The sequence below is a fragment of the Flammeovirga sp. SubArs3 genome, from assembly GCF_947387565.1.
Lineage (GTDB): Bacteria > Bacteroidota > Bacteroidia > Cytophagales > Flammeovirgaceae > Flammeovirga > Flammeovirga agarivorans.
On sequence record NZ_CANDOA010000015.1, the window covers coordinates 20,415 to 46,479 of the forward strand.

Sequence of the window (26,065 nt, forward strand, 5' to 3'; positions counted from 1 at the left end):
CTATTTCCTTGTTTATCAAGCATGAAATCATATTTGTGGTTTATTTTAGGAGTAGTGTCAGCTGTTTTATTGACATATGCTCCGCAATTTATTTCTCCTAAAAAAGAAATGGTTACTGAGAAAGTAATTGTTGCAGAAGGACATCAGCAGAGCTATGAAGTTGAAATGCCTTCTGAGTTTGAATTTTGTGGAGAGAAAGTACCCTTGGAAGATCCTGATGTTTACGAACGTTTTGATCGTGAATTGTATGTAAATTCTTATTGGCATTCACATACAATTTTGGTATTAAAGAGAGCACAAAGATGGTTACCAACATTAGAAAAGATATTAAAAGAAGAAGGTGTTCCTGACGATTTTAAATACTTATGTATTATTGAGAGTGACTTGATGAGAACCGCAAGATCGGGAGCCGGAGCCTCAGGTTTCTGGCAGTTTATGTCGAGCACTGCAAGAGAATATGGCTTGAAGGTAACCAAAGAAGTAGATGAACGCTATCATGTAGAAAAAGCTACATATGCAGCTTGTACATATCTTAAGAAGGCAAAGGAAAAATTGGGTTCTTGGACCCTTGCTGCAGCAGCTTATAACAGAGGAGTATCTGGTATTCAGAGAGGTCTTAGAGATCAGAAAGTAGAAAATTATTATGATCTTTTACTGAATGAGGAAACTTCAAGATATGTATTCCGTATCTTAGCGCTCAAAGAGATCATGATGTATCCTGAGAAATATGATTTTGAGCTATCGACGCATCAATTATATATGCCTCATGAACTTAGATCGATAAAAATAAAGAAAAGTATTCCTGACCTTGCTACCTTTGCAAAAGAACAGGGATATAACTATAAAATCCTTAAGAGATACAATCCGTGGTTAAGGTCAAATAAATTGACTGTTAAACATGGAGATACGTATATTATTACATTGCCGGTGAAGGCAAAGTAGTCTGAAAAGAGAATTCTTAAATGAGTAAAAACGCTAATATTGTCGCAATAGTAGGTAGACCAAACGTTGGTAAATCTACTTTATTTAATCGTTTGGTGGAACGCAGAGACGCTATCATGGATAATGAAAGTGGTGTAACGCGTGACCGACACTATGGACAGGCCGAATGGACGGGGAAAAAATTCACTGTTGTTGATACAGGTGGATATGTAGTAGGTTCTGAAGATACTTTTGAAGAAGCAATTCGCGAACAAGTAGAAATTGCTATTGATGAAGCTTCAGTATTACTATTTGTAGTAGATGTAAACACAGGTTTAACAGATTTGGATCGTGATTTTGCCCAACTACTGAGAAGAAGCCAAAAGCCAATCTATTTGGTGGCTAATAAGGCAGATTCATCAGAAAAGGTGATGCATGCTGTAGAGTTCTATGAACTAGGTATGGGTGATCCAATGGCCATTGCTTCTGCTTCTGGTTTTGGTACAGGTGATCTTCTTGATGAAGTAGTATCTAATTTCCCTGAAGAAGAAGAAGAGGAAGAAGAAGAAATTCCAAGAATCTCTGTGATCGGTAGACCAAACGTAGGTAAATCATCATTAACTAACCTTCTTTTAAATAAAGAAAGAAGTATCGTTACTGATATTGCTGGTACTACAAGAGATGCAGTAGATGCAAGATATAAAGCTTTCGGTAAAGAATTTATCCTTACTGATACAGCCGGACTAAGAAGAAAAACAAAGGCAAAAGATAACGTAGAATTCTATTCAGATTTACGTACGATCAAAGCTATTGAAAGATCAGATGTCTGTGTTGTTGTTCTTGATGCAACAAGAGGTATTGAGTCTCAAGACTTGAGTATCATTAACCTTGCTATTAAGAACAAGAAAGGCGTTGTCATCATGGTGAATAAATGGGATTTGATTGAGAAAGAAACTAACACTGCTAGAGATTTCGAAAAGAAAATTCAAGAGCGTTTAGGTGGTGCTTCTTATATTCCAATTATCACTACTTCAGTATTGGAAAAACAACGTATCTCAAAAATCATTGACAAGGCGATCGAAGTATTCGAAAACCGTAAGATGAAAGTAATGACTTCAGCATTAAATGAAATCATTGGTAGAGAGATTGACCGTCGTCCGCCTCCAGCACACCGTGGTCACCATATCAAAGTGAAATATATTACGCAGTTGCCTATTCATACTCCGGTATTTGCGTTCTTCTCAAATTACCCAAGACATGTAAAAGGACCTTATAAGTCTTTCTTGGAAAATAAAATTAGAGAGCATTTTGGTTTTGAAGGTGTACCAATGGGTATTGTATTCAAAGAAAAATAAAAAGTTAACTAGTTCAGTTAAACTGTTTATATTAAAGCTGTTGGGGTTTATTATGATAAGTCTCAACAGCTTTTTTGTCTTCTGTAAACTTGATGAGATAAATGACGTTAAAAAAATTAGAACTCATTTCATTCCATCTGTCGTCATTCATGAAAAAAAGATTCATATATATATTATTTGTTGGGTTATTATTTTCTTGCTCAACAGTCACAGAAGAGATAATTCCTACTACACCTAAGAAGCCGACAACATCAAAAACTTATGCAGTAAAAGTGAGTCAGGAAGTGTCTGATTCGATTAGCACTTTGGGAAATATATCGTTATTGATTAATGGGGAAAAACCAACTGATAACTTTTTTAATAAGCACAATTTAAGTGTATATCTAGTAAGATTTAGTACTCAAGAAAAGTTTGATCTTAAGATGAATACAATTAATAACTTTGGTGAAGGTGTATATAAATTGGTAATATCAATAGCAAAAAAGCATGCTCCAGTGAAGTCTAAAGTTAGATTACCAGATTTCAATCATAAAAAACATTCCTTAGACTCTAGTTCAATAATTACTTTATCACCAACGCATATTACGAAAATTAATATCATAGTGAATTAATTTCTTATAACTTTGGGGAGTGTTAAAGCAGTTCGAAAAAGATAAGATGATTAAAACAAAAATGATAATAGCAGCTTTATGTTGTTTTGCACTTTTCTCATGTGGAGAAGGGAGTTCAGATAATACAAGTACTGAGGCTGTTGTTAAAGATAATCCTATACCGGTATTTAATGCAGATTCTGCATATAGCTATGTTCAAAAACAAGTAGACTTTGGTCCAAGAGTACCCAATACTATGGCTCATGATATGTGTGGAGCATACATAGCTAACGAGTTGGAGCGATTTGGTGCTATTGTGACAGAACAACCTTTAATGGTTACCGCTTATAATGGAACAACATTAAACGGGAAAAATATTATTGGTAGTATTAATCCAGATGCAAAAACAAGAATCATCTTAGCTGCACATTGGGACACAAGACATGTTTCTGATCAAGATGAGGACGCTTCAGTTCATAACCAACCCGTAATGGGAGCCAATGATGGTGGAAGTGGGGTAGGTGTTTTGCTAGAAGTAGCGAGAGCAATCAATTCTTTTTCAACTAAACCAAATATTGGTGTTGATATAATCTTCTTCGATGTAGAAGATTATGGTAGACCCGCATTTGAGGAAGATCAGTCTGGGGATTCTGGATATTGTTTGGGATCAAAATATTGGGCAGCCAATCCACATGAAGAAGGTTACCAAGCTTACTATGGTATTTTATTGGATATGGTTGGAGCAAAGAACCCTACTTTCTTAAGAGAGGGTGTATCAATGTATTTTGCACCAAGAATAGTAAAGAAAGTTTGGAAAACTGCTGAAAGAAAAGGTTTTGGAAGTATGTTTTTAAAGCAAAATGGTCCTCAGTTAACAGACGATCATTTATATGTAAATGAAATTGCCAAGATCCCTATGATCGATATTATTGATCTTGATCCGACAGGACAGCATACATTCTTTGAGCACTGGCACACCCAAGATGATACAATGGAAAACATTGATAAAAAATCATTGGAAGCAGTTGGTGTTACATTATTACAAGTGTTATACAACGAGTAAAATATAAATTTACAGTATTAAAAGGCTAGTTTAATGTATAAGTAAATTGGCCTTTTTTTATGTTGATTATCTAGTAACAGTACTATATGTACATAAAATGATGCTATATGTACATTTGTTGATTGAAATATGCTTCAGAGTGGATTATTTGTGAAAGTTTGTTCAATTTAATTTTAAATGAAACGCCTCATACTAATCAAACCTATGAAAGACTGCTTAATTAGTGTGTAGCAAATAGAATTAAATTATTACTTAACCTCTCATTTTCCATTTATGGATATTGAGAAACAGCATTGTGCTGAACTTTTTTAAAATTATGACTTACTCAACTTTAAATTCCATCGCAAAACAAAAAGTAATCAACTCCATTTTATCAGACGATAAAAAACGAAAGAAGTGGAACAAAGCCACAGAATGGCTCAAGTCACAAATGATCGAGTGGGAAATGCAAAAATTATAATTAATAGATAGAAGCTGATTTACGGATAATGTGAATCAGCTTTTTTATTAACAATTGATAGATAACAAATTTAGTTTTAGAAATAAAGCCAATGTAAATTTCGTTGAATGCTAAACTAAAAACGTATTTACTACCTACTGTCATGAAAAAAGTTTTAATCTTTTTCCTGGTTTTATTAATCAATCAAATCTCTACAGCCCAAGACAAAAATGATAAGTTAGGATCTTGGTATGTATATAATGGATTTTATAAGCTTAGTCCTAAATGGGAATTATTCTTTGAAGGACAATTACGTACTTATGAATTCATATCTGAACCTCAGAGCTTTTTTGTTAGACCTTTTCTGAGTTATTATGTAAAAGATGATCTTCAGTTTGGTATTAGCCAAGAATATCATTCAAATTGGTCTGAAGAAGCTCCTGATCACCCATCAATTAATACCTCAGAATATAGAACAACCTTACAGGCTATAACCACTCAACATTGGGGCAGGGTTCACCTTCAGCATAGATATAGGTATGAGTTGAGGTTAATTGAAAACGATTTTAAGACAAGAGCAAGATATAGACTCCAAGTTGGAATTCCACTGACGGACCGTACTATGAAAAAGGGAGTTGTGTTTACAACTTTTGGTAATGAGATTCTGATGGATGTAACACCTAATGTAAATTTTAATCAGAATAGATCATATTGTATGTTGGGTTATCAGTTAACACCTACACTAAACCTTCAGTCAGGTTATATGTACCTATCCAAAAATGGACATAATAATGAACACAGGTTTCAGTTATTTATTACTCAGAAATTAAAGTTCTACAATTAAAAAAAGCCAATCTGCATAAAGTAGATTGGCTTTTTTCTTTTGAATGTAATATTCAAGAATTTATTCTTTAATATCCAATTGAATACTTAAGTCTTTTAATTGTTGAGCATCAGCAGCTGATGGAGACTCGATCATTACATCTCTACCTGAAGTGTTTTTCGGGAATGCGATGAAGTCACGGATAGAATCCACACCACCAAATAACGAACAAAGACGGTCGAAACCTAAAGCGATACCACCGTGAGGAGGAGCACCATATTCGAACGCGTTCATTAAGAAACCAAATTGCTCTTGTGCTTCTTCTGGAGTAAATCCAAGTGCATCGAACATATTGGCTTGATCACCTTTGTCATGGATACGGATTGAACCACCACCAACTTCAACACCGTTGATGACCATATCGTAAGCATTTGCTCGCGCATTGTAACGATCAGTTTTCAAGATTTCAGCATCTTCTGGAAGTACTGATGTGAATGGGTGGTGCATTGCGTGGTAATGACCAGTTTCTTCGTCTTTTTCGAACATTGGGAAGTTCACAACCCAAAGTGGAGAGAATTCTTGACGGTTTCTTAAACCTAAACGCTCACCCATTTCTAAACGAAGCTCACACATTTGCTTACGAGTAGTGTCCAACTCACCAGATAATACTAATAACAAGTCACCTGCTTCAGCACCTGCTTTTTCAGCCCATGCTTTCAAGTCGTCTTGTGAGTAGAATTTATCTACAGAAGATTTGAATGAACCATCTTCGTTACACTTCACATAAACTAAACCTTTTGCTCCGATTTGAGGACGTTGTACCCATTTCGTTAACTCATCTACTTGCTTACGAGTGTATGATGCACAACCTTTCGCACAGATACCTAAAACGATCTCAGCAGAATCAAATACTTTGAATCCTTTGTTTTGAGCAACATCGTTTAAGTCAACGAATTTCATATCAAAACGAGTATCAGGCTTATCCGAACCGTAGTCACGCATAGCATCAGCATATTCCATTCTTGGGAATTCAGGAAGTTCGATGTTTTTCACCATTTTGAATAGGTGACGCATCATTCCTTCGAAGTTGTTGATGATATCCTCACGATCTACAAATGCCATTTCGCAGTCAATTTGAGTAAACTCAGGTTGACGGTCAGCACGTAAATCTTCATCACGGAAACATTTTACAATTTGGAAGTAGCGATCCATACCGCCTACCATCAATAATTGCTTAAATGTTTGAGGTGATTGAGGTAAAGCATAAAATTCACCTGGGTTCATTCTTGATGGTACCAAGAAGTCACGAGCACCTTCAGGAGTAGACTTAATTAAAACAGGAGTTTCTACTTCAATAAAATCTTGATCTGATAAATATCTTCTAACTTCTTGTGCAATCTTGTGACGTAAAATTAATTTTTCACGAACAGGATTACGACGAATATCTAAGTAACGATACTTCATACGAAGCTCATCACCACCATCTGTTTCGTCTTCAATTTTGAATGGAGGAGTTTGAGCCTCATTCAAAATTACTAAATCGCTTAAACGCAACTCAATATTACCAGTAGGGATATTAGGGTTTTTAGCCGCTCTTTCGATTACTTCACCTGTAGCTTGTAATACAAACTCACGACCCACTTTACGAGCAGTTTCTAATAGTGCAGCAGCTGCATTACCATCATCTTCGATTAACAACTGAGTGATACCGTAACGGTCACGAATGTCAATCCAGATTAAACCACCTTTATCACGAATAGCTTGTGCCCATCCGCTCAATGTCACCTTTTGCCCAATATGGCTTTCACGGAGTTCTCCGCAGTTATGCGTTCTAAGCATTTTATATTATTTTTTGTTTCTGTCTTGTCGAAATTATCGAACGCAAAAATAAGGAGTTGGAACCGCACTTCGAAACGATTTAATCAACCTTTTTTGACATCCCACACCTTTTTCTCATTTTTTTTGAAAAAAACGCATAAATATCCCTAAAAACGATAAGAATTTCTATTCGTCCTCTACTGTATATGTATTGATTAAGTAATCTAGAGTGATATCAATTTTATCTGTGGGTACTACTCTTGTGATTAATCCTAGATCTTCAGCTTGCTTGGCAGAGAATAATTCAGAAGAATTGATATTCAATTTATTAGTGAAAGCAGTATTTTCTGTGGCATAAGAAAGGTCGTAGGCTTTCAAGAATGAAGAACTAATAAAATTAGCTGTTCCTTCTATTACTGCAACAGTCATTGCTCTCATATTTTGAATCATCTGCGTCAGCTTAATAAAGTAATCACTTTTTAGAATCTTGTTTGCACTGAAGCTTTTGTCATCGATGGGAAATTTTGGAAGAAAATAATTTTCTTGAACCGTTCGTAAAATGACCATATCAATGCTAGTATCTGTATTAATTTTTTCTAGGGTATTAATAATATCTAAAGTGAATTTCTGTGATAATTCATTTAAACAAAAATTAGGGACATATATAGTCACAACATTGTTCTTGCGAATACTGTGTATTTTACTTTGGTAGTTCATAATATGGATTAGTAAAATAGTATGTAGATGAAAATCAAGGTGTTATTTATTTTAATATGAAGTTGGATAAATATTAATGTATAGTTTTCGCTTACTGATCGTTAATACATCGTCGTTATCAATAACAAAAGTAATTAGTAGTTTAAGGAAATAAAGTGACGATGGTTATTAAAATTTAATAACAAATATTTGTAAATAGATGAATCTAAATTCACTTATAGTTTGTGATGTTATAATACTGTACACAGAGAATGGAATGAATTGAACCAATTAGAAATCGAATTCGTCTTCGTCTTCTTCCTCAATAAAATCAATATCTAATAATTGTTCGATATGTGTGATTTCTACTTCCTCGCCTAGGTAGAACTCAGCAAAACCACTATAAATTTCTTGGGGTGTCATGCCACCTTCTCTTAAGGCTTTGATTGAATCAGCTCCATCAGATTTAGAAAGTTTTTCTCCTTTTTCATCAACTAATAGTGGATGGTGAAGAAATTCTACTTCTTCAAAGTTTTCTAGTTCGAGCTTATTTCCGAGAAAGATTTGAGCAGCTGAAGACTCAACAAGGTCTTCTCCTCTAACAATAAAATCAATTCCATCATCTTCATCGTCAATAAGTGATGCCAATTGATACGAGAAAAGGCCATCTTTTCGTCTGATGATAAAGTCTTTCATAACAGCATCAACATCGATAGCAAGATCGCCAATAAATAAATCTTCTAATAAAATAGGGGTAGGCGTAGTTTTAATCCTTACGGCATTGTCACTACTGAAAGGGAGGTTTAAATCTCTACATTTACCAGTATATAAACCAGAGGGAGATTGCTCAAAAACTTCTTTTCTAGAACAATTGCAGGCAAATAAATCGCCTTGTTCTTTAAGTTTGTCAAAAGCTTGTTGATAGCGGTGATAGCGTAATTCTTGTGACCAATTTTTTTTGAAGTCATCTACACTAAAAGGGCCTTGATCATAATCTAGCCCTAACCAATCAATGGTTTGAAAAATATCTTCAATGTATTCGTCTCTAGCTCGAGTACTGTCAATATCATCAATGCGTAAAAGTATTTGACCATCTTCAGATTGTCTTGCCAAAATCCAAGTTAAAAGGAATGAATAGGCATTGCCAATATGTAAATAACCGGAAGGTGTTGGTGCAAATCTCGTACGCATTGATATAATAATTTCATTGAAAATATCTACAAAGGTACATAGTAGATTCGAATTAGTTGATACGGGTACGGGTTAATTTAATTCAATAAAAACAAGAGATTAAATTAATTTGATTTAGCCATCAAACGGTATGAACCCATGAAAACTAACGAAAGAACGAAGACACAAGCAAGTAATTCCATAAGACTATAGTTTAGAGGTTGAATTTAGTATTGTATGTCCTAAGACATTTATTATTACGAGTAAGACAAGATTTTGTATGATATAATTATCGTGAATTAATGTTTATTAGGTAAAGAGCTCTCTATCTGTTAGTAAAGGTAAAAAAAATACACCACCATAATTTTATCGGAGTTCATTTTTCTTGATATAGTCCAATAAAATCACAGCAGTGTATTATGTTAGGTGCTAGAGTTGACTAACTTTCTAATTGATCAACGGCATAAGCATAAGCTCCTAGAGAAATCGCTTCACTAGTTCCTAATGAAGAAATACCTACACCAATTTTAGGGTTGGCATCATACTTTACAGTTTTATCACTGAAAGGTACTTTAATCTCTAACTGGTTATTTGTCACGAACTTCTCTGTCTCAGTTTCGCTAGTTAGGTCGAATACTTCCATTACTAAACGATCAGTTCCAGAGTTGTATTTAGATTTCATCTCAGCTAAAGTTGCTGGCATAAATAATTCGTGAGCACCAGATAATCCTCCACCAATGACTACAATTGCATCGATAGTTGTGGCTAAAGTACAAAGAACATCACCTAAGTTTTCTCCTAATGTGTCGAAAGACTTTTGTGCACTCTTATTATCACCTTCTTGGATACCTTTTGCGATTTCAAAGATATCTTTTGGTGTTAGTTCTGCATTATCTACACCTGAGAATTCTTTGTAAAATCTTTGGATAGCTCTAATACAAGAAGCTTCCTCAGCATTGATATGGTCTAATACCTTCGAAGGCATCAACCAGATTTCACCACCCATACTGTTATCGCCAATGTGAAGTTTGTTGTCAGAAACAACACCTCCACCAAGACCAGTACCTAGTGTGATACCAATAATATTTTTGTATTGCTTGTCGCTACCATTTGCTTTAAGCTTAGCATTGATTTCTGGTAAAATACCACCAATTGCTTCACCGTAAGCAAACAAGTCACCATCATTGTTAATAAATGCAGGAATACCAAATTGTTCTTCTAACATTGGTCCAAGTGCCACGCCACCTCTGTATCCAGGAAGATTTTGAAGGTCGCCAATGATACCGTTCGGGTAATCTGCAGGACCAGGGAATGCAAAACTGATAGCTTCTGGTTTTTTATCGCCTAATTGTTGGATGACATGATTAAAGCCATCAAGGATGTTTTGTAAACTTTTCTCTAGATTGTCACCGTTAGAAGGTAGTCTATGCGGATCAACGATCATTTTTCCGCCTTGCATTGCTGAAAATACGAAGTTAGTGCCACCTGCATCAAGTGTTAGGACAATTTGTTTTTTCTCTTGTATTGACATCGTTGTTATTGTATAGTTTTATTTCTGTTCAGTAGTAATCAATTTCACCTCAAATGGAGACATTTTCACATACAAATTTCGGTGATTCATCACTTTGATATCTGTATTTCTTGATAATATGACCGAATGCTGATCAAATACTTGATGAGCGTTCATTTCAAAGCAGTAAAAATCAAGTTCAGATATATCATCTTGGAATTCAACCGATATAGCTTTACTTGTTTCCGCTAAATTGACCATCAAAGTTACATATTCATTATTTAATGTAATAGCACCTACTGCATAAAAGTTATGATGATTTTTATTATCCATTTTGATAATTCGACTGCCTTTAGGAATATATTTTGACATCCATGACCATGTATAATACCAAGGTCGATTATTTAATTCGGTCGAATCTTGATAGAGAGTATCTCCAAGAGAATTAAACATACCCCATCTTATCAGCTGTGATTTGTTCCCATCACTCGCTTCTGTAAACATAGCATCATCTAAATTCCAAGCTACAATAGCATCTGCTCCGTCATTTAATAATTGAATACTTCCTACGGTGGTATTGATCGCATACTTAGTTGTATATACCGCAGATTGTGAGTTTCTGCTTGTTCTTCCATCATGAATCACAGAATCGCTTTGTTGTAACGCATATTCTGTGATAAATAGTGGATGTGCTAATTGCTGAATAGATTCAGATGAAATATTCAAAGCAGAATCAACACGGTCATTGAGTATGGACTGTTCTGTTAGTATGGCATGTATATCATAAGCACCAATTTTTTCCTGAAGCTCCTTTTGTGCTTTACCTAGCCATTCTTTTCCTTCAGTATCTTTATTTGGCATACTCCATTGTGGATCAGAACTTGGACCCATAATTTTTACATATTGATTTAATTCTTTCTTGTTTAATTGTTGATGAAGCATTTCTACTATTTCTTTCCAATGTTCCCAATCTCCTTGAGTCTTGGCTTTGAATGTATTCGGAGCATCAACAATTGTATAATACTTAATGCAAGTATATTTTTTTTTCTTAATGAGGTGATGTAAAAATTGACCAATCATTTCTAACCATTGATCATAATTGTTTTGGTTGAATTGCCATGATGGGTTCCATTCTCCTAAAATGACGGTAATATTCTCTCTCTGACAATAGTCTAAAACTCTATATAATGCATGCATCTCATGTCTGTCAAAACTGAGTACGGGTATACCATTGTTGTCTAACCTCCTAAAGTAACGATCTTGAGAGTTATCAAGAATTCTAATAATTGATGGCTGCATGTAGTCTAATTTCTGAAATAAGAACTGCCATCGTTTTGGGTCTTTCATTAAGTATCCCCAAGGATCTCTAGGAGCATCTGCGTGTATATAAGTAGACCATTGAACTCCAAAGCCTTCGAAATGATCATTTACTATATTTTTTTGGTCGAACTGTACACTATAGTCTATTTTTTCTTCTTTGCAGGAGAATAAGAAAAGGTGAATCACAAGAAGAATGAGTAGGGTAGAGTGTTTTTTGGTCATAGAATGCTATTACAATTTTTCATTTGTAACAAAATCTACATAAATGATGATGAAAAACTGCTGAAATATTCGAATAATGTAATGATCTATAAAAAAAAGTCACATCAATTCCATTTAAATAATTAAAGTCATTTCAAAATTGAAAAAGAATGTACAAATTCCGCCGCGATTGAAATAAATCAACAATTAAACGAACACTTTCAAAAATATATACTTATCATGACAACAGTTACATTAGGTATCGACGTTGGGGGAACTAATACTAAGATCGGTTTTGTAGACCGTCACGGTAGATGTTTGGCTAGTACTCACATTCCTACAGGTGCAGACAAACCATTCGATAACTTCTTAAAAGACGTTTTTTCTACAGTAGAAGAACTGAAAAAAGAAGCTGGTGAAATCGAAATGGTAGCAGTAGGTATTGGAGCTCCAAACGCAAACTATTATACAGGTAAAATTGAAAAAGCCGTAAACCTTAAAGGTTGGGGTGAGGAAGTAGCTATCGCTGATTTAATGCAAGAGCACTTCAAAGTTCCTGTAGCTATTACAAATGATGCAAACGCTGCTGCTTTAGGTGAAATGAAGTTTGGTGTTGCTCAAGGAATGAAAAACTTCTTAGTTGTTACTTTAGGTACTGGTTTAGGAAGTGGTATCATCGTAAATGGTGACTTACTTTACGGTCATGATGGTTTTGCTGGTGAGTTAGGACACATCAACGTAGTTGAAGACGGTCGTATCTGTGGCTGTGGTAGAAGAGGTTGTTTAGAAACATATGTTTCAGCAACGGGTATCAAACGTACTATGTTTGAACTATTAGCAGATAACAACGGTAGTAGCTTACTTTCTAATAAAACATTTGAAGACTTAGAAGCAAAAGATATTTTTGATGCTGCTGAGCAAGGTGACGAATTAGCAAAAGAAGCATTTGCTGTTACAGGTGAAATTTTAGGTAAAGCATTAGCGGATACTATCGCAATCTTTAGTCCTGAAGCAATTGTATTGTTTGGTGGTTTAGCAAGTGCAGGTGATTACATCACTTCTCCAACTCGCGAAGCAATGGAAGCGAATTGCTTATCAATCTTTAAAGGAAAAACTCGCTTAGTTGTATCGAACTTAGAAGGTGATAACACTGCCATCTTAGGTTCTTCAGCTTTAGCTTGGCAAGAATATGAAAAGCAACAAGCTTAATTATTCGATATAATATATAAAAAAGTCCCCTCTTAATGCATTACTGCTACAAGAGGGGATTTTTTGTTTTTGTGATTTTGGTTTTCAGTTAATAGAAATAGGTTTCTCAAGCCTATTATATGAGTAGGGTTCCAAAAAAATGAAGATATACAGTAGCCCTACTCAATATTTTCATTATCTACTAGCTTTGTACTCAATAGGAGTTTGAGCATCAGAAACAGATAAATTATTTACAGTAAATGAGTTGGCAGGCTCTTTACCTTCTTCAGGGAAGTAAGTTTCATGAACATGTACTAATGTGATGTTATGCTCAATACTAACACCTGTTGGATAGCCTTCTACCTTGATATTTTCAAGCTTCACTTTCGTACCTTCTCTTAATTTTAAACCTTGTGATTGGTTACCAGAATGTGCGATTAATGTAACGTTTCTTAGTGTTGGGAATGAGAATGGTTCCATCGCATTGTTATTTTGATTGTTGTCACCTTCTAATCCTCTATCCCCTTGAGTAGTGTTTTTACCATAAAGGTTTTCAGCTGTTCCTACCCAACCTTCTGTCCAGTCGAAAGAATCATCACCATTATCGGTTGATACTAAGTTTTCTGCGTTAACAGTACCACCAAACCATTCGAATCCATCATCAGCACCTTTATGTGCTTGTAGATTACGTAATACAGTACCGTTGCCTACACCATTGAATGTGAACCCATTGTGCTCTTTATCTGCTGTAATTTGGTTACCACCAAACTCTAAACGAACAAACTCAAGGATACCTGAATTATCTGATGGATTGTTACCACCGTACCAAATACCAGGGCCAGAAACTTCGGGTACTGCTCTACCTGTATCATCGCCGTTGTTAATAGGAGCATGACCATTGATAATAATACCACCCCATGATCCAGGCTTACCTTTTGTTGGAGCATCTTCTGTAGTGAAGACAATCATGTTTTCAGCTGTACCTTTTGCAATAATTTTTGCATCCTGCTCAATCATCAAATAAGAAACACCATCTTCATCAGGGTCTACGATATGTACACCTTCTTCGATAGTTAGTGTCGCATTAGCTTTTACATGTACACCACCTTTCAAAAACCAGGTAGAATGTGCTGCTAGCGTTAGGTTTTGATCAATTACTTGTGGAAGTGTATCCGCATTGCTAACATCTGTCTGTGTTCCTTCATAATCAGCATCAACAGCCCATTCTGGCATATCCCATCCGCTGGCTTCACCATTGGCATTAATAGGATTGTTTTCAGTTAAGAATTGAGCTAAAGCTTCTCCGTCTAATTCAGGGTTTGGAGTGTTGTTGTTTTCACTTTTTTCGCATGAAGAAAATACCGTTAGTGCAGAAACACCTGCAACAGCTAGAGTTTTAAAGTAATTTTTCATTCTAATAGAATTTAAGACTTGATTGATTTTTAAGGTTTACTAAAATGTATAGGATAGTCCGATACCGATTTCCATACCTCTTTTATATGAGGAAATTGGTTTTGTGATTCCTCCATCAAATTCTTGATATCTTTCGATAGAAGGATTCAGTAAGTTTTTAGCGGAAATATTCAGACTAAGATTCTTTTTTATTTTATTTCTGATGATCAGATCTAATGTGCCAAATGATTTTTCATAGATATCACCCGCACCGTAAGAACCTGATGCATAAAGACGGTCTCCAAAAGTGGTATAGTTAAGCATAAACGATGAGTTGATATCTCCATTTAACCACTCTTGATTGTAACCAATATTGGTATTTAGAATATATGGTGAAGCACCTTGTAATGCTCTTTCTCTGTTAGTTACTACAGTACTCACATCGTCTCCAATTTTCATTCTAGAGTACATCAAGGTACCGTTTATACCGAAAGTTGTATTCTGTAAGACTGTACTTCCGGTATTGAATACATTATCGAGTTTCTTTTGGAATTCTAATTCTATACCTGCGACTACGGCTTCTCCGACATTTTCATAAGTATAAAGGTTACCTGCGGCAGCTTTGGTTACTCTCTCAATAGGGTTATCAAGTAGTTTTCCGAATGCTCCGATGGCGAATATTTCTCCAGAATTAGGGAAGATTTCATACTTAAGATCTAGGTTATAGTTTTCCGCATTTCTAAGGTTGGGATTACCAATAATGGACTCTCCACCAGCAACACTTTGGTATTCAAAAGGAATAATTTCTCTCATACCAGGTCTAGTGATTGTTTTACTAGCCGCAAAACGCATATTGGATTGCTCATTGATGGTATACTTGAAGTTGGCAGAAGGTAAGAACTCAGTGGAGTTGTATACATTTTCTCTAAAAGGAGCATCAAGAGCATCTTCTCTAAGTCTGTATTTTACATATTGGCGTCCTACTTCAGTTCTGATACCTACATTCATTTTCAAACGGTTAGGAATGATATCGTAATCGTATCCTGTATAGAATGAATGTACTTCCATTTCAGCTTTAAAATATGTATCAGCAACTCTGTACGGCCTATGTTCTAATGTGCCATCTTGTAACCACTTATTAATCTGGTCATTTGGATTTTCTGAATCAATACCATTTGCTCCTGATCCGTAAAGTCCAGTTTGATACCAATTAAACTCTCTTGTTTTTACTTTCCCTTGATAGCCTAATCGAAGATTGCTTCTATATTTATCAGAATCGCGATCAAACGCACCTAATCCATATTTCACTTCTCCTTTTGCTGCATATTCTACTTCTCCCATATCGCCCCAATAGCGATGATTATCAACAGGGTTTAATGTGAATAAGTTGACATTTTCTCCTTTACCTGTGAATAATAATTGTTTCCTATCTGGCTCCTGACTGCTTGTTTCAGATCTAGATACACCCCAATTGAAGTTTAATCGATTATTTTCTAGAAAGGAATGGTCTCCAGTAAATTGGGCTACCCAAATTGTATTTTGGATATAAGTATTTCTTCGAACTAAAAGGTTGTTCTGATCAAAATCTCTATGATAGCCATAGTTCTCATCAACAGTATTAAATGATTCATTGACTAAGATATTATTGATGTTGAACTTATGACGGTTATTGATTTTAAAAGTAAGGTTTGCTAATGCAGAAGTATTTGTAGAATAGATCCATTGATCTCTTTCATAATCTACAGTAGGGCTAGCTTGTGCATTATAAGCAGCTAGTTTTCCACTTCTATGTTCATACTTGTTATTATGAGCAAGTGATGCAACAAAACCAATTCCACCTTCGCTACCGATATTCCAGAATTTACCTCCAGAAGTATTGAAGTTGATAGCTACGGGGGCTTTTACAGTAGATGGACTCCATGAAGTTTCGTAAGTACCTACTTCATTTCCGATAGTTGGAGGTACTCCTCCTGGAGGCATTGGTCTCGCATTTCCATTAAACCCTAACCCTTCAAATTGGCCATCAGCATGTGTTTTAAAGTCTTGGAAAGTAGCTTGACTGTTATATGTACCCGATACTCCAAAAGTGAAAAATGGCTCATCAGGGTAATCCTTTAGAATAATATCTACATTGGCCCCTGAAAAATCACCATATAACTCAGGAGAAGCAGTTTTAGAAACGCTTATATTCTTAACCAAATCTGAAGGGAAGATGGATAGGGGAATCATTTTAAGATCAGGATTGGTAGAAGGGATGGGTAGGCCATTCATAGTGGCATTATTGTATCTATCACCAAGGCCTCTAACGAATAATCCTTTTCCACTTACTTTTGAAACACCAGATATTTGAGTCATTGCTCCTTCAACATCTGAGATTCCTTTCACTGACATTTCTTCAGCACCGATAGATTGAATCATTACATCAGAATTCTTTCTCTCTACCATTAATGCTTCAGAGCTTTCTTTATTAGCTTTTCCAACAATTTCTACTGCATCTAATTCTTGTGCATCAATACCCAAAGAGAATTGAATTGTAGAGGTCTGTCCTTCCTTCACCAATACAGTTTGAGCGGTAGCTTTGTATCCGATAAAAGTGGCTAGAATTTCATGTTCACCTTGGTTAGCAGGAAATGAAAATTTACCAAAGATATCAGTAGATGCACCTGTGGTGGTGCCATTAATGATTACACTCGCACCAATTATTTCTTCTCCTGTTTCAGCATCATAGACGGTACCCGAGATCGTACCTTTTTGTGCCCAAGATGTTAGTCCAATTGAAGTAAGTAAAATTAAGAAAATTAGGTTCTTCATTTTTTCGATTGATATTTTTTACGTCTGCAAAAGTAGGCGAGGTATATCTCATCGAATTCTACAAAAAGTAAAGAAAATATTAAATGAAAAAATTGTGTATGATGTTAATGTTAAGGTGTTAAAAACTTGATATTGTGTATGTTGTTAATTTATAAAATACCTGTTAATAAAAAAGTCACTTGATTTAATTCATCAAGTGACTTTTATTTTTAAGATACATAAGGTGTCTTATTTTACATTCTCGAAGACAACAATTTGATGACTTAATGGTTGAGAAACGTTACCAACTTCATCTTTAAATCTTACATAAACGGTTCTTCTACCTCTACCTCCTAGGTTCCAACGAACTTCAGGAGAATAGTCGATCCATGTTGCTCCGTTAAAGTTAGAACTATTTGATAGCTGCATTTGAACGGTACCTTCAGATACGTGGGTTCTTACAGTCACTTCTTCACTTTCTGTTCCTGTAGCTCCATTATTAAACTCTAAGGTGTAAAGAATAGGATGATCTGTATCTAAAGTAATAGAAGCAAAGATTGGTTTTGATTGTTCGCCTGCTCTGTTTCTTACTTTTACATATACCTTGGCAACACCATCTTGATTTCTAAGTTTCCACTTCTTAGATCTTCTGAAAGGTTCCCATGTAGATGGAGCAGCAAATGAATAATCATTAGAGATAATCATTTCAGTGGCATTGTCTGCATTAATTTTTAAATCTACGTTCAATAGATTTGTTAATGGATCTCCATTATTGATTGTAATATCTGTTGCCACAGGCTGTGTTCTATCTAATACAATGTGAGATACTGCTTGGAAAGATTCGTTTCCTGCATAATCATAATATTTTACATAGATATTTTTTTCACCATCTTCTTCAGGTAAAGTCCATTTTACTCTAGAACGGTAGTGCGTCCAATACCCATCAGAGAAATCAGGATTATTTGAAATAACCATAAAATCAGCTCCCTTACAGATAGGGTTGAGTAAAACCTCTCTTCTTGGATTCCTTGTATATGGATTATTGTTGTCAATAATTAATTGAGGTTGTTCTGGTGGATCTCGGTCCCAAATAATATTCTTCTTGATGATACGGGTAACATTATCGTGATCATCCTTGAATTGAACATAAATGGTCTTTTTACCTTCTTCTCCTTTTAATGGATAGTTGTATTTTTCCTTATAGGCAATCCAGTCTACACCTTCCCAAGTAGGATTATCGGCAACTCTCATATAATAAGCTGAATCAGCAATCATTTGCATATCTAAAGCGACATCTCTTATATATGTGTAGCTTTTAGGCACAGCGATATTTTCTGGTATTTCAGGTACATGAATGTTTACAGCTAAATTTTGAGGGGCTGTTGCATCAAAATAAAGACGCTTACTTAATGGTTCTGAAATATTTCCTGCAAAATCTTTAAACCTAATGTATAAATTTCTATATCCTCTCGGTCCACCTTTTACACTCATACCATAATAGAAAGGTGTTTCGATATATGGTTTCCATGAAGCAGTATAAAAAGAAGAATCTTCAGTTATTTGCATGGCTACAGCGTCTTGAGCTTTCACCTTTACAATGTAGTCTTTTGTATAGTAGATTCTCGATTCTGTTGGTAATACTGTTAACTCCATCGATGGATTTAATGGAGGAGTAATGTCCCAAATAATTTCATCACTTACTACTCTACTTTCAGTTTCGGTTTCTGTCTTGAATTGAGCATAGATCGTTTTGTTTCCATCCGGCTTTTTGAGGTTGAAGTCAATGTGTTTTTGGAAATCTACCCATTCTACATCTTCAAAACGAGAAGAGGTACTAATACGCATTTTTGTTGCATTCAGGCAGTATACAAATAGACTTACCTTACCATCTTCCCTTGTATTGTATTCACTATTTTCATCGATAGTGATTTGTGGAGAAAGCGGTCTTATTTCTTTGAAAATTGTTTTTTCAAATACCTCTGAGACGTTTCTTGCTCTATCTCTAAATTGGACATAGATTTTTCTATCACCGCCTTTATTACCAATATATTGTGTGAATGGGGCAGTAGAGTATTCTCTCCAGTGAGTATTATCAAATTCTTCATCAACACCAACTCTCATCATTAAAGCACCTTTTGCTCTTACTCTAATTCGTACTTGATTATCAGTTGTTGTTTTGATATCTCCTTGGATATAAATCTCACCATCTACTGGAGGATCTTTGTCGTACTCAATTTCTGTTTTGATTGGTAATGATTGATTTTTGGCTTTATCTCTATATGAAACCCAAATTTCTCTTTTACCTGTTTCTCCTCCTTCTAGTTCCCACATTTTTACAGGTGAAAAAGGTTCCCATTCTCCTGCAGAATCAAAATCTTTATCATTGGCAATACGCATCTCAACGGCATCTGTGGCTCTTAGTTGTAGAGCTACTTTAGTTGATTTTGTATATTCATCACCATTATTGACAGTAATTCTTGGGTTAATTGGAGGTTTAGTATCTACATATATTTGTGTATGTATTGTACCGGATTCATTACCTGCCTTATCTCTGAAGCGAACATAAACACCACGATAGCCCTCAAAAATATCATCTTCCATTTCCCACTCATCAATGAAGTCCATGTAGCGTCTCCATTTGTGTCCATAGAAGTTCATACTGTTACTAAGCTTCATGTATTCTGCTCCTTTTGCTCCTAATTCTAGACTCACAAGTCGGTTATGTTGGTTAACGTACTTGATGTTTTTCTCTTCATCAACAACCGCAAAGTCGGGTACAATATCTATATACTGAGGGGTTGGAGCTTTTGTGTCAAGTTTGATATGGTCGGTATAAACTTTTGTTTCATTTCCTGCATTATCCTTGAACTTGACATATATTTTTTTGATTCCGTCTCCAGAAAGCAACATCCAAGAATGTACATGTTTTCTGTAGGGAATCCAGTCGTCGTTACTGAAAACACCTGTATTGCTTAAGTTCATCCAAGTAGCATTTTGACATTTAAGGTCAATTTCTACTCTTCTTTTTTTCGTATAGTTACCTCTAGAGAAGCTCACTCGCCCTCCAAATGGAGGTTTTGTATCTAATATGGTGTAAGCAACAAAAACATCAGTTACCTGTCCATTATGAAGTTGAAACTTTACGAAGACTTCTTTTTCACCGTCGTCTTTTAAAAGATTCCAGAAGTGAGTTCTTTGGTAATTTTTCCATTCACTATCATGAAAATCGAAGTGGTTACTGATTTTCATTTTATAGGCATCAGGAACATTAAGTATTAACTTCACTTCTCTCGTATTTACCAAATCACCGTTTTCAATAAACACCCCAAATTGGGCATTCGCTTGAAAAGCAAATAATAAAAATAAAGTGGAGAGTATATATCTTAATTTTTGTGTCATGATCTCTATTGAACATCTATTGTGATAATAGATACTATACAAATATTGGGCAAATAAAAAATAAGTGATGTATAAAGCCTTGAAAATGCTATACATCACTTATGAAAATGAGTTTATTATTCTCTATCAAAGGGATCTTATAATTTGAACCTTAAGAAACCACCAGCGATAGAAATTGTACTACTATCTTTATCTCTAGCAAAATACGAAAGGACATCATGTGTCGAAACTCCTGCTTCGTACCCTCCTTTACGAGAGTGATAGGTGATACCAAGAGGGAAGTTATACACTTCGTTATTACCTCCGTAGTTAAATCCAGTAGAAAAAGAAAAGGATTTGATAGGTCTGAAATCACCACCAATTGCATAGAATGGTCTTTCTAAACTACCAGGAGCATCATTAAGAGGAAGTATGACATCTACACCTACATGTATTAGACGGAAGAATTCGTAACTAGAACCAAATCTTACCACTGTTGGTAATTCTATAGTCTCTGTTCTTTCTTCTACTTCCCAATTTAGAGGGGAATTGGTTCCTGCGAATTGGAAAGCACTCTGATCACTAATTAGGATATTATAGTTGTCAAAACCTTGACCATTAATTCTTCCTAGTTCCCCGTCGTTGATATCATAAATTTCACCTTTCCAAGTCATCTCTCCAAAGTTAGAAATAGATGCCCCAACTCTTAAATTTCTTTTGATTACAAACGTCAATCCGAAGTCGATACCATAACCATGACCAGCAGGCTTTGGTAGTAAAATTTTCTCTGTCATTGATCGATTATCACTATCAACATTTCTAAATTGAGAGATAGAATCTAAGGAAGCGGCAGAAAGAATATCTTGCTGATTGATCAATGATGAAGAGAAGATTGGTTGGTTCCACTCTCCATTACTTCCTACTTCAAAGTCCATGATGAGTAATCCTTGAATATATCGAGCACCAATACCGGCATAGATAGAAAGGTCGTAAGTTTCTAATATTTGTGCTCCCCAAGCTACGTTGTATTCTCTGGTCCAAGTTGACTTTGTCTTCGTACCACTTAATACTTCACTATAGTTTTGAGCATTATCCAAATCCTCAAAAGTACCGCCTACTACTTGGTTTCTCTGATCTTCTGTTAATTCTCCAACACCGGTATGTCTAGGGTTGTCAATGTAGTCTCCATTTGCTAATTCCAATTTTGGGAAATAGCTACTAGTTGCTCCATAGAACATCAGCTCTGCGGCAAAGTCATTTGTTGTTACCCTAGTATGAATATTATCTCTGACACTGATGGCTAAGCCACCCCATTTTTTGGGAAGTTGCATACTAGCACCAAAAAGCATAACAGAAGCATCTACTGTAGTTGTTTTGTTTGAAAACTTTTGAACAGCTTCGTCTTTTTGGTCTAATGTAAACCTAGTGGATTTATAATTTGTAATTGCTCCCAAAAGTTCATCAGTATTGATGGCTTCTGAAGAGAAAATAACATTTGTTTCTAATAGTCCGAAAGTGAATTTTGGATCTCTGTAGTTCTTTTTAATCGCTAAGTTGGCAGGGTTGATTCCAATACTTTGGTAATCAGTGACGAAAGTAGTACCCACACCACCTCTACCAGTGACAGAATACACACTACCTTCCATTTGAGCAAAAATGGGTGAACGTAAGCTTATTAGTATAACAAAAGTAAAAAGTAGGTATAATTTTGAGAATTTCATATCAGCTTGAAGATAGTTTTGTGGTGCCTCTAAAATTTAAGTTTCAATGAAGACAGTTTATCAGATGTTAAGAAAAGTAAATATATAAAATACTCTACTGAAATTAATACCATTATTGGATTTATTTTAGGTATTGTGATAATCAGCTTAAAATTGAAGTTTTTTAAATAGTTATAATAAATTTCTTGAAGTCTTAAAAATGTAGTGTTTTTTGAGTAATATTCTATTAACTTTAATAAATGATGAAGTATCCTTTGCTACTGCTTCATTCCTCTCATTATTAAAATCACTAGAAAAATATGCGTTTGAAAAAAAGAATAGCTGTATTTGTGTCCTTAGGAATTATTCCTATTGTCCTATTTTCATTTTCGAGCAATAAGGTCAGTAATCACTATTTTGAGATTGCTAAAAACATGAAAATTTTTGCTCAATTATATCAAGAAGTGAATACATATTATGTAGATGATGTGAACCCTTCTGAGATGATGACAACTGGGATTGAAGCAATGTTAGCCACTCTTGATCCATATACAAATTATATCCCTGAAGATCGTATTGAAGATTACAGAACGATGACGACCGGTGAGTACGGTGGACTCGGTGTTGTAGTTGGTAATAGAGATGGTGATATCACTGTGATTTTACCAAATGAAGGATACCCAGCATATGAAGCAGGTCTACAAATTGGAGATATTATTCAAAAAGTAGGTGGCGAAGATATTGAAGGGAAAAATACAGACGAAATTAGTAAATACTTAAAAGGTCAGGCGGGATCAGAAGTAGTTTTAACTATTAAAAGATATGGTGTAGACCAACCGTTCGATGTTAAAGTAAAAAGAGAGAAAATTCAAATCAATAATGTTCCTTACTATGGTATGGTTACAGATAATATTGGTTTAATTCAACTGACTGATTTTACTCGAAATGCAAGTAAGGAAGTAGCAGACGCATTAGTAGAATTAAAAGATAGAGGAGCAAATAAAGTCATCATCGATTTGAGAGGAAATCCTGGTGGTTTATTGAACGAAGCTGTAAATATTGTCAACTTATTTGTTCCAAAGGGGTCGGATGTGGTTTACACAAAAGGTCGCATTGAAGACTGGAATAAAACTTATAAGGCATTAAATGCTCCATTAGATACTGATATTCCTATTGCAGTATTAATTAATGGTGGTTCTGCCTCTGCAGCCGAGATTGTATCAGGTTCTATCCAGGATTATGATAGAGGAGTTCTTCTTGGAAGTAAATCCTTTGGTAAAGGATTGGTACAGGCAACAAGACCTTTGGATTATAATTCAAGATTAAAAGTAACGGTAGCTAAATACTATATTCCAAGTGGAAGATGTATACAAGCGATCGATTATAGCCATAGAAATGAAGATGGTGAGGCAATCGTAGTTGCAGATTCACTAAGAGAGAAATTTAAAACGGCTAATGGACGTATCGTTTTAGATGGTGGTGGAGTAGCACCAGATGTTGATGTAAAGCCATTTAATTTCGCTCAAATTTCAGTGAGCTTAATATTAAAAGGTTTGATCTTCGATTATGCAACGAAATTCCATTATGAGAATGAGTCGATTGCACCGGCAAGAGAATTTGAGTTGTCAGATGCTCAGTTTGAAAATTTTGTCACTTGGTTAAAAGATAAAGATTATGGCTATCATACTAAAGTAGAAGCTACAATCGAAGAGCTTGAAGAAAGTGCAAAAGAGGATAAATATTATGATGATATTCAAGCTGAAATTGAAGACTTGAAAAAGAAGGTTTATCATAATAAAGAATCTGATGTCATCAAATTCAAAGATGAAATTAAGGATATCTTAGAAGCAGAAATTGCTAAAAGATATTACTTAGAAGCAGGAGAAACAGAATCTACTTTTACTGCAGACCTTGATATTATTGAAGCAGTAAATGTGTTAAACGATGAAGCGAGATATAATAAGATTTTGTCTGGTAATTAATCCAGGTGATATTTTCTATTTTTAGATATAAAAGGTTACCAATAGTGGTAGCCTTTTATTATTTTCGATTAAACGTAATTTATTCATCATCATGTTTGACCTCTCTGAAAGCAATATATTCGAACTGTTAGTAGATGTATTTACTTATCCTATGAATATAGGAGGAAAGGAATTTACACCATTATCTATTCTCGGTATCTTATTGGCATTTGTTACTGTATTTGTTATATCGAGCAAGTTTAGGAATATGTTAGCCCGAAATATCTTACCTAAATATGGTTTAGATGAGTCGGTTAGTTATAACATAGGAACAATATTTAGGTATGCCTTTATAAGTATCGGCTGTATTGTCATTTTTCAATCATCAGGTATTAACCTCAATTCATTATCTGTTTTAATTGGTGCATTGGGTGTGGGTATTGGATTTGGTTTACAGACAATTGCAGACAACTTCATATCAGGTATCATTATATTATTTGAACAACCCATAAAGGTGGGAGATATGATTGAAGTGGATAGTATTCGAGGAAAAGTAGTAGAGATCAATTCAAGGTCATCCACCATTCAGACTAATGATAATATTACGGTAATTGTTCCTAACTCTCAGTTTATATCAAACAATGTTATCAACTGGTCGCATAATGAGCGTAGGGTTAGAATAGGTATTCCTATTGGTGTTTCATACAATGAGGATCCAAAAGAAGTAAAGAGGATTACACTGGATGTAGTGAAAAAGATAGATGGTATTCTTCAGACTCCAACACCTGATTTAATATTTACAGAATGGGGCGATAACTCTATCAATTTTATATTAAATGTTTGGACTGTGAAATACTATTCTCAACCGATGGTATTAAAAAGTAATATTTATTACGCATTGTTTGAGCGATTCAAAGAAGAAGGCATATCAATACCATTCCCTCAGAGAGATTTAAATATTGGGAGCGGATGGGAAAATTTACAGATTTCAAGACCAGAAGAAGTAAGGGAGAATTAATCTCCCTTTTTTTATTACTTACTCTTCAATTTTCCTAAAGGTAAATAATGCAAGAGGAGTTATTGCAGCTTCTTCATTGCCAAGAGAAATACTGCTTAAAGGATAAATTTTTTGTTGTGGTGTTGTTGGACTATTCGGGGCATCAAATGTTGTTCCTGAATCTGTTCCAGCATCATAGTGAGTTGGTATAATTGTCAAAGAATCCACCCATATATCGTTTTGATAAAGGTTTAGGTTTTCTACAGCTACATACCAATCAGGACTCGGAGCAATCATAGAGTAAAAAGTGATATACGGATTATTGTTTGTTACTTCCAAAGTAAATGAAATAGAAGAACTACCGCTTCCTAAACCACCTTCACTAATAAGTGTTTCAGCAGATTTTGTATCAATCAGTGCATTTATTTCTGATATTAATGGACTTTTACCTCCAGTTTCAGCCATTACCTTGAGACCTTCAGAAGCTAGATCGTCTTCAGTAGGTAAATAGGCAGCCCCGTTATGCGACATTCCTATTACACCTGAAAAATGTGAGTTAGAAGGGTGAGTATTTGGATGTGATGCATCTGACCAAGTTCCTTGGAAAGTTACCTCATAACGTATCGTTTCTTCATCTGGGGTGATAATATCATCTTCTTGATCAGTAGTATCTGAACATGAAAACATAAAACTAAGTAGCAATAATGAGATCGTTTTTTTCATAGTAGTAGCAGTTGTTTTATTACAAATGTA

The 26,065-nt window shown here is 35.0% G+C and carries 19 protein-coding genes; 9 read left to right on the plus strand and 10 right to left on the minus strand.

Features of this window, described 5'->3' with window-relative positions:
- The first annotated feature begins 21 nt into the window (after nt 1-21).
- The 6 genes from QL232_RS25510 (at nt 22) to QL232_RS25535 (ending at nt 5,212) form a co-directional block, all read left to right on the plus strand.
- Entirely contained in the window at nt 22-942 is a 921-nt protein-coding gene (locus tag QL232_RS25510; RefSeq protein WP_281616288.1) for a lytic transglycosylase domain-containing protein, read from the plus strand.
- Nucleotides 943-962: 20 nt separating this feature from the next.
- Complete coding sequence (gene der, locus QL232_RS25515) at nt 963-2,276, plus strand: ribosome biogenesis GTPase Der (protein ID WP_168885478.1); 1,314 nt, start codon at nt 963-965, stop codon at nt 2,274-2,276.
- A 149-nt stretch (nt 2,277-2,425) separates the two neighbouring features.
- Complete coding sequence (locus tag QL232_RS25520; protein WP_281616289.1) at nt 2,426-2,887, plus strand: hypothetical protein; 462 nt, start codon at nt 2,426-2,428, stop codon at nt 2,885-2,887.
- Nucleotides 2,888-2,933: 46 nt separating this feature from the next.
- Complete coding sequence (locus QL232_RS25525) at nt 2,934-3,929, plus strand: M28 family peptidase (protein WP_281616290.1); 996 nt, start codon at nt 2,934-2,936, stop codon at nt 3,927-3,929.
- A gap of 316 nt (nt 3,930-4,245) precedes the next feature.
- Nucleotides 4,246-4,389: a hypothetical protein gene (locus tag QL232_RS25530; RefSeq protein ID WP_168885481.1), complete on the plus strand. Its 144-nt coding sequence runs from the start codon at nt 4,246-4,248 to the stop codon at nt 4,387-4,389.
- Between the two features lie 142 nt (nt 4,390-4,531).
- On the plus strand, nt 4,532-5,212 hold the full coding sequence (locus QL232_RS25535; RefSeq protein ID WP_281616291.1) for a DUF2490 domain-containing protein: 681 nt from the start codon (nt 4,532-4,534) through the stop codon (nt 5,210-5,212).
- Between the two features lie 60 nt (nt 5,213-5,272).
- On the opposite strand, the gene aspS is transcribed toward QL232_RS25535, so the two are convergent.
- The 5 genes from aspS to QL232_RS25560 all read right to left on the minus strand — a co-directional run bounded on the left by aspS (nt 5,273) and on the right by QL232_RS25560 (nt 11,927).
- The gene (gene aspS / locus QL232_RS25540; protein WP_281616292.1) at nt 5,273-7,030 is read right to left on the minus strand and encodes an aspartate--tRNA ligase; all 1,758 of its coding nucleotides are present in this window, start codon (nt 7,028-7,030) and stop codon (nt 5,273-5,275) included.
- Between the two features lie 165 nt (nt 7,031-7,195).
- Complete coding sequence (locus tag QL232_RS25545; protein WP_168885484.1) at nt 7,196-7,726, minus strand: hypothetical protein; 531 nt, start codon at nt 7,724-7,726, stop codon at nt 7,196-7,198.
- Nucleotides 7,727-7,996: 270 nt separating this feature from the next.
- Nucleotides 7,997-8,896, minus strand: a complete 900-nt coding sequence (locus tag QL232_RS25550) for a glutamate--tRNA ligase family protein (protein WP_281616293.1) — start codon at nt 8,894-8,896, stop codon at nt 7,997-7,999.
- 418 nt (nt 8,897-9,314) lie between these two features.
- Entirely contained in the window at nt 9,315-10,406 is a 1,092-nt protein-coding gene (locus QL232_RS25555; protein ID WP_168885486.1) for an ROK family protein, read from the minus strand.
- A gap of 18 nt (nt 10,407-10,424) precedes the next feature.
- Nucleotides 10,425-11,927: a hypothetical protein gene (locus tag QL232_RS25560; RefSeq protein ID WP_281616294.1), complete on the minus strand. Its 1,503-nt coding sequence runs from the start codon at nt 11,925-11,927 to the stop codon at nt 10,425-10,427.
- 219 nt (nt 11,928-12,146) lie between these two features.
- On the opposite strand from QL232_RS25560, the gene QL232_RS25565 reads away from it, so the two are divergent.
- Entirely contained in the window at nt 12,147-13,115 is a 969-nt protein-coding gene (locus QL232_RS25565) for an ROK family protein (protein WP_168885488.1), read from the plus strand.
- Between the two features lie 174 nt (nt 13,116-13,289).
- On the opposite strand, the gene QL232_RS25570 is transcribed toward QL232_RS25565, so the two are convergent.
- The 4 genes from QL232_RS25570 to QL232_RS25585 form a co-directional block, all read right to left on the minus strand.
- Nucleotides 13,290-14,507, minus strand: a complete 1,218-nt coding sequence (locus QL232_RS25570) for a hypothetical protein (protein WP_281616295.1) — start codon at nt 14,505-14,507, stop codon at nt 13,290-13,292.
- A gap of 39 nt (nt 14,508-14,546) precedes the next feature.
- Nucleotides 14,547-17,297 (minus strand): TonB-dependent receptor, encoded by a 2,751-nt coding sequence (locus QL232_RS25575; RefSeq protein ID WP_281616296.1) that lies wholly within the window; start codon nt 17,295-17,297, stop codon nt 14,547-14,549.
- 228 nt (nt 17,298-17,525) lie between these two features.
- Entirely contained in the window at nt 17,526-20,675 is a 3,150-nt protein-coding gene (locus QL232_RS25580; RefSeq protein WP_168885491.1) for a hypothetical protein, read from the minus strand.
- Between the two features lie 137 nt (nt 20,676-20,812).
- Nucleotides 20,813-22,375 (minus strand): DUF5723 family protein, encoded by a 1,563-nt coding sequence (locus QL232_RS25585; protein WP_281616297.1) that lies wholly within the window; start codon nt 22,373-22,375, stop codon nt 20,813-20,815.
- A 299-nt stretch (nt 22,376-22,674) separates the two neighbouring features.
- Between QL232_RS25585 and QL232_RS25590 the strand changes: the two genes are divergently transcribed.
- A complete protein-coding gene (locus tag QL232_RS25590) occupies nt 22,675-24,336 on the plus strand; it encodes a S41 family peptidase (RefSeq protein WP_168885493.1) in 1,662 nt (553 codons plus the stop codon).
- 91 nt (nt 24,337-24,427) lie between these two features.
- Nucleotides 24,428-25,333, plus strand: coding sequence for a mechanosensitive ion channel domain-containing protein (locus tag QL232_RS25595; RefSeq protein ID WP_281616298.1), 906 nt, complete (start codon nt 24,428-24,430; stop codon nt 25,331-25,333).
- Between the two features lie 18 nt (nt 25,334-25,351).
- On the opposite strand, the gene QL232_RS25600 is transcribed toward QL232_RS25595, so the two are convergent.
- Nucleotides 25,352-26,035, minus strand: coding sequence for a spondin domain-containing protein (locus QL232_RS25600; RefSeq protein WP_281616299.1), 684 nt, complete (start codon nt 26,033-26,035; stop codon nt 25,352-25,354).
- Nucleotides 26,036-26,065 lie beyond the last annotated feature (30 nt).